General features: G+C 62.9%; 15 protein-coding genes. 6 read left to right on the top strand and 9 right to left on the bottom strand.

All coding sequences use genetic code 11. From position 1 onward, the window contains the following. Positions 1-202: 202 nt before the first annotated feature. From ACLV8F_RS22935 to ACLV8F_RS22945, 3 genes are all read right to left on the bottom strand, one after another. Positions 203-829 carry a LysE family translocator gene (locus ACLV8F_RS22935; RefSeq protein ID WP_411886505.1) on the bottom strand — a complete coding sequence of 209 codons (627 nt, stop codon included), beginning with the start codon at positions 827-829 and terminating at the stop codon, positions 203-205. A gap of 191 nt (positions 830-1,020) precedes the next feature. Then, on the bottom strand, positions 1,021-1,476 hold the full coding sequence (locus tag ACLV8F_RS22940; protein WP_411886506.1) for a DUF2846 domain-containing protein: 456 nt from the start codon (positions 1,474-1,476) through the stop codon (positions 1,021-1,023). Between the two features lie 13 nt (positions 1,477-1,489). Further along, entirely contained in the window at positions 1,490-1,903 is a 414-nt protein-coding gene (locus tag ACLV8F_RS22945) for a hypothetical protein (protein ID WP_411886507.1), read from the bottom strand. A 76-nt stretch (positions 1,904-1,979) separates the two neighbouring features. Here ACLV8F_RS22945 and ACLV8F_RS22950 point away from each other — a divergent pair, with 76 nt between their 5' ends. Continuing rightward, positions 1,980-2,636 (top strand): DNA-3-methyladenine glycosylase I, encoded by a 657-nt coding sequence (locus ACLV8F_RS22950; protein WP_411886508.1) that lies wholly within the window; start codon positions 1,980-1,982, stop codon positions 2,634-2,636. A 15-nt stretch (positions 2,637-2,651) separates the two neighbouring features. Here the strand turns inward: ACLV8F_RS22950 and ACLV8F_RS22955 are convergent, their stop codons facing one another. From ACLV8F_RS22955 to ACLV8F_RS22975, 5 genes are read right to left on the bottom strand one after another with little or no spacing between them, the layout of a single operon-like run. Then, complete coding sequence (locus ACLV8F_RS22955) at positions 2,652-3,626, bottom strand: magnesium and cobalt transport protein CorA (protein WP_411886509.1); 975 nt, start codon at positions 3,624-3,626, stop codon at positions 2,652-2,654. Between the two features lie 58 nt (positions 3,627-3,684). Next, positions 3,685-4,158 carry a MaoC family dehydratase gene (locus ACLV8F_RS22960; protein ID WP_411886510.1) on the bottom strand — a complete coding sequence of 158 codons (474 nt, stop codon included), beginning with the start codon at positions 4,156-4,158 and terminating at the stop codon, positions 3,685-3,687. A 29-nt stretch (positions 4,159-4,187) separates the two neighbouring features. Beyond that, the gene (locus ACLV8F_RS22965; protein WP_411886511.1) at positions 4,188-5,591 is read right to left on the bottom strand and encodes an MATE family efflux transporter; all 1,404 of its coding nucleotides are present in this window, start codon (positions 5,589-5,591) and stop codon (positions 4,188-4,190) included. Next, positions 5,588-6,889 (bottom strand): MFS transporter, encoded by a 1,302-nt coding sequence (locus ACLV8F_RS22970; RefSeq protein ID WP_411886512.1) that lies wholly within the window; start codon positions 6,887-6,889, stop codon positions 5,588-5,590. Before ACLV8F_RS22970 ends, ACLV8F_RS22965 begins: the two co-directional genes overlap by 4 nt. A gap of 59 nt (positions 6,890-6,948) precedes the next feature. Further along, positions 6,949-7,458, bottom strand: a complete 510-nt coding sequence (locus ACLV8F_RS22975) for a MarR family winged helix-turn-helix transcriptional regulator (RefSeq protein ID WP_411886513.1) — start codon at positions 7,456-7,458, stop codon at positions 6,949-6,951. A gap of 49 nt (positions 7,459-7,507) precedes the next feature. On the opposite strand from ACLV8F_RS22975, the gene ACLV8F_RS22980 reads away from it, so the two are divergent. From ACLV8F_RS22980 to gloA, 5 genes are all read left to right on the top strand, one after another. Next, positions 7,508-8,056, top strand: coding sequence for a PaaI family thioesterase (locus ACLV8F_RS22980; protein WP_411886514.1), 549 nt, complete (start codon positions 7,508-7,510; stop codon positions 8,054-8,056). A gap of 399 nt (positions 8,057-8,455) precedes the next feature. Next, the gene (locus ACLV8F_RS22985) at positions 8,456-8,803 is read left to right on the top strand and encodes a hypothetical protein (RefSeq protein WP_411886515.1); all 348 of its coding nucleotides are present in this window, start codon (positions 8,456-8,458) and stop codon (positions 8,801-8,803) included. Continuing rightward, positions 8,773-9,168: an N-acyl amino acid synthase FeeM domain-containing protein gene (locus ACLV8F_RS22990; protein ID WP_411886516.1), complete on the top strand. Its 396-nt coding sequence runs from the start codon at positions 8,773-8,775 to the stop codon at positions 9,166-9,168. The genes ACLV8F_RS22985 and ACLV8F_RS22990 overlap by 31 nt, the downstream gene beginning before the upstream one ends. Positions 9,169-9,275: 107 nt before the next feature. Further along, positions 9,276-10,991, top strand: a complete 1,716-nt coding sequence (locus ACLV8F_RS22995) for a hybrid sensor histidine kinase/response regulator (RefSeq protein WP_411886517.1) — start codon at positions 9,276-9,278, stop codon at positions 10,989-10,991. 148 nt (positions 10,992-11,139) lie between these two features. After that, the gene (gene gloA, locus ACLV8F_RS23000) at positions 11,140-11,550 is read left to right on the top strand and encodes a lactoylglutathione lyase (protein ID WP_411886518.1); all 411 of its coding nucleotides are present in this window, start codon (positions 11,140-11,142) and stop codon (positions 11,548-11,550) included. Positions 11,551-11,554: 4 nt separating this feature from the next. Here gloA and eda read toward each other — a convergent pair whose 3' ends face one another. Further along, positions 11,555-12,199, bottom strand: coding sequence for a bifunctional 4-hydroxy-2-oxoglutarate aldolase/2-dehydro-3-deoxy-phosphogluconate aldolase (eda, locus tag ACLV8F_RS23005; RefSeq protein ID WP_411886519.1), 645 nt, complete (start codon positions 12,197-12,199; stop codon positions 11,555-11,557). Between the last annotated feature and the right edge of the window lie 2 nt (positions 12,200-12,201).

Consider the following 12,201-nt stretch of genomic DNA (forward strand, 5'->3'; position numbering starts at 1 on the left):
ACTGCTTTTGCTCTGCCGAATATCTTTTGTGTTTCATCTCTTTGCCTCTATTGCCGCCCCAATTTTCTATCGAATGAGGAGACGACAACTATCCTGACATGGAGGGAAGCAAAAGAAAGTTACTGGCCGCCGGGCCACTCCCGGCCAGCCGCCCTCAGCAAAGAGCACAGAGGAAGCGCGCCCGCCGGCGCAAGATCCGGCTTCAGACCGGCCGCTTCGCCAACAAAGCCCAAACCCCAGCCATCGACAACAACGACCCGCCGGCAAAATTAAACCGTCTCTGCGCCCGCGGCGAGGCCAGCAAACTGCGGGCCGAAGCCGCAAACACCGCATACAGCGTGGCGTTCAGGCTGGCCATCACCACAAAAGTCGTCGCCAGCATCCAGAGTTGGCGCGTGACGTCGGCGCCCGGGCTGATGAACTGCGGCAGAAAGGCGACAAAAAACACAATGCCTTTGGGATTGAGTGCGGTGACCAGATAGGTATTGCCGAACAGCTTCCACAAGGAACCCGGCGCCTCGGGCGCGGCGGCCTGCATGGGCGAGATGCCGGCGCGTAAAAGCTTGATGCCCAGGTAGAGCAGGTACAGTCCGCCCACCAGCTTGACCACGGTGAACCAGAAAGCCGACGTCGCGAGCAAGGCGCCGAGACCGAACAGCGACACCAGCAGCGCCGTCGAATCGCCCAGCGCCACGGCGGCAACCAGCGGGATGTTGGCCCGCTTGCCGTGCGCCATCGAGTAGCTGATGACGGTGAGGATGGTGGGGCCGGGAATGATGAGCAGGATGGCGGTTGCGGCGACAAAAGCGAGCCAGAGCTGGAGAGACATGGTGCGTGTTTCCGGAGTTGCGGGTCTACGAAGGAGGATTGGGACTTCATGATAATGCCGGCCTGCGGGCGTTGCATACCCCTGCCCTCCTCCCCGCATTGTTCAAGCTGCCACTAACCACGGCGTCCCGGCCTGAACGAAAAAAAACGCCCTTCGCAGGGCGCTTTCTTTTGCCGCGGGCGGCGCGGCCCTCAGCGTTTGGCCGCTGCGTTACCGGTGTAGCTCAGGTCGCCAAGCTCCTTGAGCGATTCTTCCGCACTCGCGAGTTCGGGATAAACGCGGTAAACGATGATGCCCAGGCCGACGGCCGACTTGACATACTTGGTTTCGCCTTTGTCCAGCGTGAACGTCAGCTTCTTCTCGACTTCGGTGGTCATGAGCACTTCATGGTTCCCGGCGGGGGCGTCGACATAAAAGAAGCCTCCCGGTTGGGACTCGCCTACACGCTTGCCGTCGAGCAGGATGCCGGGCTGAATGGCCGCACCGAACATGCCCGCGCTGCGCCAGAAATAGACTCGTCCCTGCTCGGCCGGAATCGTCGCGATCGATGCGCTCATGTCCTTGTGTTTGACGCCGCTCGCGCAACCCGCAAGCACCAGAACGGAAACAGCGATTGCTGCGATCCTGCGCACGTGGAGAGTGATCATGTGTTAACCCTTTTTAAAGTTTTTGGAAATTGACGGGCACTCGGTACCCCAGTGAGGAGAAACTGCGTTCGACCGGCAGGTAAAAGCCGACCAACTCGCCGCCGTCGACCACAAGGTAGGCCTCATGGGCGTGGGCGCCTTCTATCCAGAAGACATCGCCACTGGACCGGTAAACACGGCCCTGCGGCACCTGCCCCGCCATCGCCCACCGACTGCCCGCCTTGATCGTGCGCGTGTATGCCGTGGGCAGCTTGAAAGAGACCGCGTCGGCCAGCCGGTAGGCGGGCTGCGCCCCGGCAGTCGATTCGACCGACAAGGGCGCTGGAGTCTGCGGCACACCCGATGCGCAGGCGCCAAGGAAGCAGGCCACCAGCATGGCCGTGACCATGTGTATCGGTGTGCGCTGGCGTCGAGGCAATAAAAGCATGAAGGGACTCCGTCATGGGATGACAAGGAACTGTAACATCCGGTGACGTTCCGCTTCGCGAGTATTCACCGCAACCATGACCACAAAACCCGTTGATGCCTTCCTGGCTGAAGGCTTGTTCAGCGACGACAAGGGCAAGCCGCGCTGTGCCTGGTGCCAGGCGACCCCGCTGTACCGCCACTATCACGACACCGAATGGGGCTTCCCCGTGGCCGACGAGCGGCGCCTGTTCGAGAAGATCTGCCTTGAAGGTTTTCAGGCGGGACTCAGCTGGCTGACCATCCTGAACAAGCGCGAGGCCTTCCGCCAGGGTTTTGCCAACTTCGATGCCGGGGAGGTCGCACGCTTTGGCGAGGCCGAGGTCAAACGCCTGCTCGCCGACGCCGGCATCGTGCGGCATGCCGGCAAGATCGCCTCGACCATCAACAACGCCAGGCGGGTGATCGAACTCAGGCGCGAGTTCGGTTCACTGGGCGCGTACGTCTGGAAGCTGGAGCCGCTGGCTGCCGACCGCCCCGAGCGCGTGACCCTGCACACCTACAAGGCAACGCCGCTGTCACCAGCATCGACAGCGCTCTCCAAAGACCTCAAGAAACGCGGATGGACTTTTGTCGGACCAACCACCATGCATGCTTTTTTACAGGCCATGGGCCTGGTCAACGACCACCTCGAAGGCTGCGCGACCCGCGGCAAGGCGCTGGCCGCGCGGCGGGATTTCACGCCGCCGCAATAGCGGCCGCCGGCCCGGTCACAGCCACTTGGCGCGCCTGAAGCGCCAGTAAAGAAGCGAGCACGCCACCACAATCATACTGATGGCCATGAGGTAGCCGTAGCGCCATTTGAGTTCGGGCATGGCTTCGAAGTTCATGCCCCATATGCCCGCAAAGGCCGTGCAGACCGCAAAGATACTGGCCCAGGCGGCGAGCTTCTTGGTCACCTCGCTTTCCTCGATGGTCACCATGGCCAGGTTCACCTGGATGGCCGTTCCAATCGTGTCGCGCATACCCTCGATCAGCGCGTTGATGCGCGTCAAATGGTCGACGACGTCGCGGAAATAATCCTGCACGCCGCTGCAGATCTGCGGCACCCGGCCGCCGTAGAGCTTGCCGGCGCCTTCGAGCAAGGGCGCGACCGCATGCTTGAGCACCATCACGCTGCCCTTGAGTTCGTAGAGCCGCTCGATGTTTTTGCGCGCGGCGCCGGGCGTGAAGATTTCCTTCTCGATCAGCTCCAGCTCGGTCTCCAGGTCGTCAAGAATGGGAAAGTAGCGGTCCACCACCGCGTCCATCAAGGCGTACAGCACAAAACCCGAGCCGTTGCGCAGCAGCTCGGGCTCGCGCTCGCAGCGCTCGCGCACGCCCAGGAAACCCTTGTTGCTGCGGTTGCGCACCGAGAGCACATAGTTCTTGCCGGTGAACACGTCGACCTCGCCGACGTGGAGTTCGCCCGGCGTTTCGGTGGAGGGCTCGACCAGGTGCAGCACCGAAAACAGCGAGGCGCCGTATTCCTCGATCTTGGGCCGCTGGTGGCCGTGCCGGGCGTCTTCGACCGCGAGTTCATGCAGGCCGAACTCGTGCTGCATTTCCTCGAGTTCTTCGGGCGTGGCATCCTGCAGCGCCACCCAGACAAAAGCGTCGGGCCGGCAGATGTAGTCGCTGATCTCGCTGACCGGGATGTCGGCGAGCTTGGTGCCGTTCTGGTAAACCACGCAATTGATGAGCATCTGATGTATCCCGCAAGCCGGCAAATTGGTTTGCCTGCGTGGATTCTGGCACAGCGCCTCAGGCGGGCTTGCGCGGCACCACGAGTTTGTAGATCGATTGCTGCAGCACGTCGCCGCGCTGGTTGCGCGTTTCGCTGCGCACCACGACCATGCCTCGGTCGGGCCGCGTGCGTGAAGGCGTGACGCTGACGACCTCGGTCTCCACATGCAGCACGTCGCCGGGCCGTGTCGGTTTGGGCCAGCTGATTTCTCCACCCGCGCCTATGATGCCGCCGGCCAGGGGCAGGCCGTCGCCCACCAACAGGCGCATGGTGATGGCGGCGGTGTGCCAGCCGCTGGCGGCCAGGCCGCCGAACAGCGTGGCCTTGGCCGCTTCGTGGTCCAGGTGGAAAGGCTGGGGGTCGAACTGCCTGGCGAAGGAGAGGATCTGCGCTTCGTCCAGCACGTGTTCACCGCTCACAAAGCGGTCGCCGGGTTGCAGGTCATCGAGGTAGCGCAGCGTGGCGGTGCCGATTGGAGGAATCGCGCTCATGCTTTTTTCCTTTTCGCTGTGTTGAAACTTCAGGCGGGCCGTATGCGCCGCAGCAATGCCGCCGTGCTGCAGGGCCAGCCGACGCGGCCGAACCATGCGCCGCCGGCGATGGCCGAGGCGCTCACCACGCCATACACCACCAGCGCCGCGCCTTGCACCAGGAAGACCTGGGCCAGGCCGCCGCCCCAGCGTATCGCCAGCAAGCCGCCCACGGCCGCCACGGCCAGCCGCGCAATATTACCGCCCACCGGCCAGAACAAGCGCCCCGCGCCTTGCGAGGCAAAGTACAGGACCAGCCCAACGCCGAAGAAGCCATAGAACGGGCCGACCGCGCGCAGGTAAAGCGTGCCGGCCTCCAGCATGGCCGGATCCGTGCCGAAGAGCGAGAGCCAGGCGTGCGGAAACGCCGCGGCCGTGAGCCCTATGGCTTCGGTCAGCGTGAAAGCCATGGCCGCACCTATCCAGGTTGCGCGCAGCGCGCGCTCATGCTGGCCCGCGCCCATGCAGGTGCCGACCATGGCCACCAGCGGCGCGCCCAGGCCGAACACCAGGGGCACCAGCAGGTATTCGAGCCTGGAGGCCGTGCCGTAACCCGCAATCGCCGCCGGTCCGAAGCCACCGGCCAGCGAAGTCGCCACGCCTATGGCCAGGTTGGTGGCAACGGTGGAGATCGAACCCACCAAGCCTATGCGCAGGATGTCGCGGAACAAGGCCCAGCGCAATTTCACCGTGGCCAGCGAAGGCTTGAGCAGGCTGTTGTCGGACCACAAATACGCCGCAAGCACCAGCGTGCCGACCAGGTAATACAGCAGCAGCGCAATCGCGCCGCCGGCAATGCCCAGCGCAGGCACCGGACCCCAGCCGAAAATCAGCAGCGGCGAGAGCGGCACCAACAGGACCACACCCGCCACAGTCACATTGGCCGGCACCGACATATTGCCCGTGCCGCGAATCACGGCCGCGAGCGAGTTGAACAGCCACACCAGGATCGCGCCGGCAAACACCCAGTGCGAATAGCTGAGCGCGGCCTCCAGCGAGGCACCGCTGCCGCCCATCAGCGTGTACAGCCAGCGGCCGCCCAGCAGCAGCGCCAGCGAGAACGCCAGGCCGAAGCCCAGCGCCACCACCGCCGCATGCAGCACCAGCGCGTTCGCGTCGTCACGCCGCCCCGCGCCCAGCGCGCGCGCCACCGAGGAGGCGATGCCGCCACCCATGGCGCCGGCCGAGGTCATCTGCATCAGCATCACGATGGGGAACACCAGCGCCATGCCGGCCAGCGCGTCGGTGCCGAGCTTGCCTACAAAGTAGGTTTCAATCAGGCCGACTGCCGCCTGCGCCACCATGACCAGCACATTGGGCGCGGCCAGACGCAGCAGCGTCCGGCCTATGGGCGCTTCCAGCAGCAGCCGCGTGCGGCCTTCAAGCGCACTCATGCGCCGGCGCGCAGCGGCGCCGCGACCACGGCCGGCTGCGGTTTACGGATCGCCATGACGATGATGGCCGCGACCAGGCAGGCGCCGCCCGCCGCATACAGCGCCGGTGTGTAGGTCAGCAAAACGGTGCGCGTCAGGCCCGCGCCGTAGGCCGCGGTGGCAGCGCCTATCTGGTGGGCCGCGAAGATCCAGCCGAACACCAGGCCGACCTTTTCCTTGCCGAAGGTCGCGCCCGCCAGCTTGACGGTGGGCGGCACGGTGGCGATCCAGTCAAGGCCGTAGAACACCGCGAACAGCGACAGGCCGTAAAGCGAGAAGACCGAATGCGGCAGCCAGAACAGCGAGAGCCCGCGCAGGCCGTAGTACCAGAACAGCAGCTTGCGGTTGTCATAGCGGTCCGACAGCCAGCCCGACAAAATGGTGCCGAAAAAGTCGAAGGCGCCCATCATCGCCAGCACCGAAGCGGCCGGCACGGCCGTCATGCCGTAGTCGCCACACAGCGAGATGAAGTGCGTCTGCACCAGGCCGTTGGTGCTCAGGCCGCAGATGAAAAAGGTGCCCGCCAGGATCCAGAAGGTCTTGTTGCCCGAGGCTTCGCGCAGCGCGACAAAGGGCGTGCGGAAATTCATCACGGCCGCCGGAGGGGCCACGCTGCCCGGTACAAAGGTTTCGCCGAAGGGCGCCAGGCCGATGTCCGAAGGACGGTTGCGTATGAGGCACAACGCGAGCACGGCGATCAGCAGGCAGCCGATGAACAGCGGGATGACCGCATAACGCCAGCCCGCGTGTTCGATGATCCAGGCCGCGAGCGGCAGGAAGGCGAGCTGGCCGGTCGCCGAACTGGCCGTCAACAAGCCGATCACCAGCCCGCGCCGCGCGGTGAACCAGCGATTCGCGACAACGGCGCCCAGCACCAGCGCGGTCATGCCGGTGCCCAGGCCCAGCACCACGCCCCAGAGGATGAACAAATGCCAGAGCTGGGTCGCCTGCGTGGCCAGCGCCATGCCGATGCCGACCATGGCCAGGCCGGTGAACATCACGGCGCGCAGGCCGTAGCGTTCCATCAACACCGCCGCGAAAGGCCCCATGAGGCCGAACAGCGCGAAACGCAAAGCCAGGGCCGACGAGATCTGCTCGTTGGACCAGCCGAATTCCTGGCTCAGCGGCTGCAGGATGGCGCCGGGCAGGCCCAGCGCGGCCGACATCGTCAGCATGGTCAAAAAGGTGACCGCCGCGATCACCCAGCTGTAGTGGATGCCGCGGCGCTGCAGCCAGGCGGAGAGTTGGGAGGCGAACATGAAAATCCTTGCAGGCGTTGTTATGGGGTTTTGGTGTTGGATGTCCGGGACGGGGAGCGTCAGGTGTCGCAGGCCGGAGCTTCGGCGGGCGAAAGAATGCCCATCGCCTCTTCAATCAGGTCGTGCAGCGCCAGCACGCGCGCCGCGCCCAGCTGCGCGTTGAGCGCGTCCTGCGCGGCCCGCCAGTGGTGGCGTGCCTCCTCGCGTTTGGCCCGGCCCGCGTCGGTCAGGCTGACAAGGCGGCTGCGCGCATCGGTGCCGGCCGAAAGTTCAAGCCAGCCGGCGTCGACCAGCGGTTTGAGGTTGCGCGACAGCGTCGACGCCGTGAGCTTGAGGCCTTGCGCGAGTTCGCCCGGGCGCAACGGACCGAAGCGCAACACATAGGTCAGCAAAGAAAACTGAGTGGTCTTCAGGCCGGCCTTGGCCATTTCGAGGTCGTAATGCTGGTCGACACGGCGCACCAGCTGGCGCAAGCGCAGATTGGTGCAACCGCGGGTCTTGAGATCGGTCAGCACCGCGGCCTCACCGGCGGCGCTGGTCTTTTTCGGAGGCGATGTTTTATCTGGCATAATTTAATTGTAGCTACAACTATTGTACATACAACCATATCTGGATGCCATGACCCTGCAAGACACATTGACTCAGTGGATGGAACAAAGCGCCGCGGTGCGCGCCCGCATGGAAAAAGGCGGCGGCCGGCCCGGCCTGGCGCGGCCCGAAGACGTGGCGGGCAAGACCGGCATGGAAATCATGAACGCCATGCTGGCCGGCAAGCTGCCCTACCCGCACATCGCAGAAACGCTTGACTTCTCGCTGATCGAAGTCGAGCCCGGCAAGGCCGTGTTCCAGGGCACGCCGCAGCTCAAGCACTACAACCCGCTGGGCACGGTGCACGGCGGCTGGTACGCCACGCTGCTGGATTCGGCCGTGGGCTGCGCCGTGCACACCATGATGCCGGCGGGCCGGGCCTACACCACGGCCGAGCTGAGCATCAACATCGTGCGCGCCGCCTCGCACAAGACCGGGCCGCTGCGCGCCACAGGCACGGTGATCCACTGCGGCCGCCAGCTGGCCACCGCCGAAGGCCGCATCGTCGGGCCGGACGGCAAGCTGTATGCGCACGCGACCACGACCTGCCTGGTGTTTGAGGCGCCAGCGCAGAAGTAGTCTTAAAGAGAAATGCGCCGGCCAAGGCCTTGTGGCGGCTGTTGGCGGTCAACGCGCAGTCGCCACCTGTCGATATACGGCGAAAGCACTCATATTCTCGGTCGGCACGGCTCCGGACAGCGATACGCCGATCTACCGGCCTCGGTGAGAACCGGCCCGTCGAACCACACACCGGATTGATCGTCTGCACACGGACAATTGATGTTTCATTTTTCGCCTCGAACCACGATTCAAGCGAAATAGGCGGGAAATCCCCTGTCATATCTGACAGGGTCCAGGTTGATTCAGCCTTGCACGGCGCATAGACTGGGCGCACGCAAAAAAAGTGACGCCGGTGGGATAAAAAACACGTGGGGGGCGCCCAAAACCGCGCGTCCGTTCGCCGGCAAGAAAAACGGCGTGAACACACTTGGCGAGCACAGCCGTTTAACCTGGAAATGCACCGCAATGATGACCTGTCTGAACAATCCTGCGCAGAACACCCTTCAAGCCTTGCACGGCCCGATGAATGCCCCGCGAGCCGTTTTTTCCGCCGGGGGAACACCCTTCATTCCGCCGCTACAGGACAATTTCATCGACGAAATCACGCTTTGCCACCTGGACACGCCCTCCAAGGCAGAGAAAGTCCAGGCCCTGCGCGACCATATCAACCTGCCGTCCGGATGCCGTGACGCGCAGTTTTTTGAACAAGAAAAAAAAGAGACGAATTGGGGTTTGTGTTTGCGTTCGAGTTCCACCGCGTCGTGATTGGCACCCTCAGGCTGGTTCCCATGCACCGGGGGCTGACATCACTTGAAAAGCTGTTGGCGCAACAACAGATCCCCCCGGAAAACTGCCAGGGCAACTGGGAAATCGGGCGCCTGGTATTGAATCCCGATTACAGAAACGGCCCCGATCTCGTGAAGAAGTGCGTATTTCTTGGCGTGTCGTATTTCGCCCAGCATACCGACGGGCAAGAACTCTTTGCGTCTTGCTCGCCCGTGCTGAGCCGGCTGTACAGGCGCTTCGGGCTGTCCACCATCGTCAGCAATTTACGCGTGGATGGAACGGATGAAGCGTATGTCCTGATGCGGGGGCGTGTGTCGGATGTTCTGAAAGCGTCCGCATGCTGACCGGCCGCGCCCCCGGGATTCCTGGCATCGTGGCCAGCCCTCTTTCGCGTGATATCCAAAGAAACTAGTATCGAAGTTCTTTCAGCACCAACAGAGTTGAAACAAATATGGGTTGGTTAAAAAAACTCTTTGGCTATTACGAGGCCTACCATGCGCACGGCAGGCCCCTGCTCAAATATATCGGCATCATCGGTGCGCTGACCTATGTGCTTTTTTACCTGATCCGGTTCACCAAACCCAATCCCCGTCCCTTTGACGACCTGGCAATCCGGGTGTTGGTGGTGATTCTTTTTACCGTGCTGGCCATGAAAAATCGCTGGCCCGACAAACTCAAAAAATACTACTTTGCCTACTCTTATTGGGCGCTGATTTTTTGCCTGCCATTTGTCAACGTGTTTCTTTCGCTGGTGAGGCACGGCGGCATCCCGTCGATTTCGAATTGTTTTATCGCGCTGAGTTTCCTGGTCATGCTGACCGACTGGCGCAACACCATTGTCATGCTCCTGATCGGGGGCGGCGCGGCAACGCTGCTTTACAGGGCCATCACGCCTCATCCCGCCATTCCCATGGACATGGTGGCCCAACTTCCGGCCTACCTGCTGATTCTTGTCGGCGGCGCCGCATTCAAGCTCTCGGAAAGGCAAATAGATGCGGAGAAATTGCGCATCGCAAACTCTCTTGCGGGCTCCATTGCCCATGAAATGCGCAACCCGCTGGGACAGGCCAAGATGAGCCTGGAGAGCATCGGGCAGATATTGCCCGCCAACGGCAACGCAATCCCGGCAGAAGACATTTCCCGCATGCGCCAGTTTGTCAGCATGGGAGAAATCGCGGTGCACAGGGGCCATCAGGTGATAGACCTGATTCTGGGTTCTCTCAAGTCCAGCACGGTGGACCGCAGCAGGTTTTCCTACCTGTCCGCCGCAAAGGCCACCCGGAAGGCGGTGGACGAATACAGTTTTGTCGAGCGAAACGTCCGCGATGACCTCGGTAATTTACGCGACCGCGTCACGGTGCGTGTCATAAAAGACTTCACCTTTTATGGCGATGAAACTCCCTACGTTTTTGTGCTGTTCAATTTGATCAAGAACGCGCTCTATTACCTGGGGCAGAAGTCCGACGCGACCATCGTGTTGACGGTGGACGATCACAAGGTGACCGTCAGGGACACGGGGCCTGGAATCGACAAGGAGGTTTTGGCGCACCTGTTTGAGTCCTTCATGACCTCGGGGAAAGCCGGGGGGACAGGCCTTGGGCTGTCGTATTGCAAACGGACCATGCAAACCTTCGGCGGCGACATTCATTGCGACTCCGTGGTGGGTGAATTCACACAGTTCACGCTGACCTTCCCCCCGTTGCCGCAAACCGAAATCAGCGAGGCCGCCACTGCCTTGCAAACCCCACCGCACAGCGACAAGCGGGTCATCCCCGGCGATCTGCTGGAAGGCCGGACCGTCATACTGGCCGAAGACGACGAACTTAACCGCCTGATGGTGGGGGACTGCCTGAAAAACTGGGGCCTGAACGTGCTGGAGGCCGAAGGGGGGCGCCAGGTTCTGGCCCATTTGAACAACACGCCAGGTGTCGATTTGATCCTGATGGACATGAACATGCCCGGTCTGAACGGCGTGCAAACGACTCAGGCTATCCGCTCGCGGGATTGGGAGCACCAGGGCATTTTTATCCTCGCACTCTCCGGGAATTCCGACGAGCTCGATGTCAGGAATGCCTTGAAAGCGGGCATGAACGGCTACGTGCTGAAGAATGGCGACATGAAGCTGCTGCAACGAAAAATGCTTGAGGCTCTGGCGGCTACAGAGTAGCCTCAAAAAAATTAATCCCGCGCAGCTCGCGCCGGCAAAGGCCGCGGCGTGCCTCGCAAAAAATTTGAGCGCCGCACGGAGCGGCCTGCACGGGAAGCGGAGATTGGCGACAATTGACCCTCCACGGCTCCCCCCCTATAGAACATCCATGCGACTACTCCACACCATGCTGCGCGTTGGCAATCTCCAGCGCTCCATCGACTTCTACACCCAGGTGCTCGGCATGAAGCTGCTGCGCACTTCCGAAAACCCCGAGTACAAATACAGCCTGGCCTTTGTCGGCTACGGCAACAACCCGGACCATGCCGAGATCGAGCTGACCTGGAACTGGGGCACCGAAAGCTACGACATGGGCACGGCCTTCGGGCACATCGCGCTGGGCGTGCCCGATGCGTATGAGGCTTGCGAGAAGATCAAGGCTGCGGGCGGCAACGTCACGCGCGAAGCCGGCCCCGTGAAGGGCGGCACCACGGTGATCGCTTTTGTGACGGACCCGGACGGCTACAAGATAGAGCTGATCCAGCGCGCAGAGAACGCTTCAGGCGCAGGGCTACGCTAAGACCTTAAGCGCGATGCAGCTGGCAGGCCTGCTGCGCCAGCGCCGTGATCTGCGCCCAGTCGCCGCGCGCCAAGGCATCCGCCGGCGTGAGCCAGGAGCCGCCCACGCAGACCACATTGGGCAGGCTTAAAAACTCCGCGGCGTTGGCGGTGGAAACACCGCCCGTGGGACAAAAGCGCACGTCACCGAAGGGGCCGCTCCAGGCTTTCAGCATGGCCGGGCCGCCGGCCTGCATCGCGGGGAAAAACTTCAGTTCCGTCAGCCCGTCTTCCTGGGCCATCATGATTTCGCTGCCGGTGGCAACGCCGGGCAGCAGAGGCAGGCCGGTATCGCGGCAGGCCTGGCCCACGGCGTGAGTGTAGCCCGGGCTCACGGCGAAACGCGCGCCGGCCATGGCGCAGGCCTGGGCGTCGGCGGCGCTGCGCACCGTGCCCGCGCCGGCGACGGCCTCGGGCACGTCGCGCGCGATGGCTTCTATGCAGGCCAGCGCCTGCGGCGTGCGCAGCGTGACTTCCAGCATGCGGATGCCGCCGGCCACCAGCGCGCGGGCCAGCAGCACGGCCTGCTTGACGTCGCTCAGCACGATGACGGGGATTACCGGCGCATCCTGCATCACCTGCAGGGCGGTCAGCTTGCCGCTGATATTCATGT

This window comes from Polaromonas sp. YR568 (assembly GCF_943369675.1).
Taxonomy (GTDB): domain Bacteria; phylum Pseudomonadota; class Gammaproteobacteria; order Burkholderiales; family Burkholderiaceae_C; genus Polaromonas.

What these genes read in the sequence shown, in the direction of transcription:
- ACLV8F_RS22945 (WP_411886507.1), bottom strand. Translation starts at nt 1,903, where the DNA reads ATGCTTTTATTGCCTCGACGCCAGCGCACACCGATACACATGGTCACG.
- ACLV8F_RS22995 (WP_411886517.1), top strand. Translation starts at nt 9,276, where the DNA reads ATGGGTTGGTTAAAAAAACTCTTTGGCTATTACGAGGCCTACCATGCG.
- ACLV8F_RS22970 (WP_411886512.1), bottom strand. Translation starts at nt 6,889, where the DNA reads ATGTTCGCCTCCCAACTCTCCGCCTGGCTGCAGCGCCGCGGCATCCAC.
- ACLV8F_RS22960 (WP_411886510.1), bottom strand. Translation starts at nt 4,158, where the DNA reads ATGAGCGCGATTCCTCCAATCGGCACCGCCACGCTGCGCTACCTCGAT.
- ACLV8F_RS22935 (WP_411886505.1), bottom strand. Translation starts at nt 829, where the DNA reads ATGTCTCTCCAGCTCTGGCTCGCTTTTGTCGCCGCAACCGCCATCCTG.
- ACLV8F_RS22965 (WP_411886511.1), bottom strand. Translation starts at nt 5,591, where the DNA reads ATGAGTGCGCTTGAAGGCCGCACGCGGCTGCTGCTGGAAGCGCCCATA.
- ACLV8F_RS22950 (WP_411886508.1), top strand. Translation starts at nt 1,980, where the DNA reads ATGACCACAAAACCCGTTGATGCCTTCCTGGCTGAAGGCTTGTTCAGC.
- ACLV8F_RS22980 (WP_411886514.1), top strand. Translation starts at nt 7,508, where the DNA reads ATGACCCTGCAAGACACATTGACTCAGTGGATGGAACAAAGCGCCGCG.
- eda (WP_411886519.1), bottom strand. Translation starts at nt 12,199, where the DNA reads ATGAATATCAGCGGCAAGCTGACCGCCCTGCAGGTGATGCAGGATGCG.
- ACLV8F_RS22955 (WP_411886509.1), bottom strand. Translation starts at nt 3,626, where the DNA reads ATGCTCATCAATTGCGTGGTTTACCAGAACGGCACCAAGCTCGCCGAC.
- ACLV8F_RS22940 (WP_411886506.1), bottom strand. Translation starts at nt 1,476, where the DNA reads ATGATCACTCTCCACGTGCGCAGGATCGCAGCAATCGCTGTTTCCGTT.
- ACLV8F_RS22975 (WP_411886513.1), bottom strand. Translation starts at nt 7,458, where the DNA reads ATGCCAGATAAAACATCGCCTCCGAAAAAGACCAGCGCCGCCGGTGAG.
- gloA (WP_411886518.1), top strand. Translation starts at nt 11,140, where the DNA reads ATGCGACTACTCCACACCATGCTGCGCGTTGGCAATCTCCAGCGCTCC.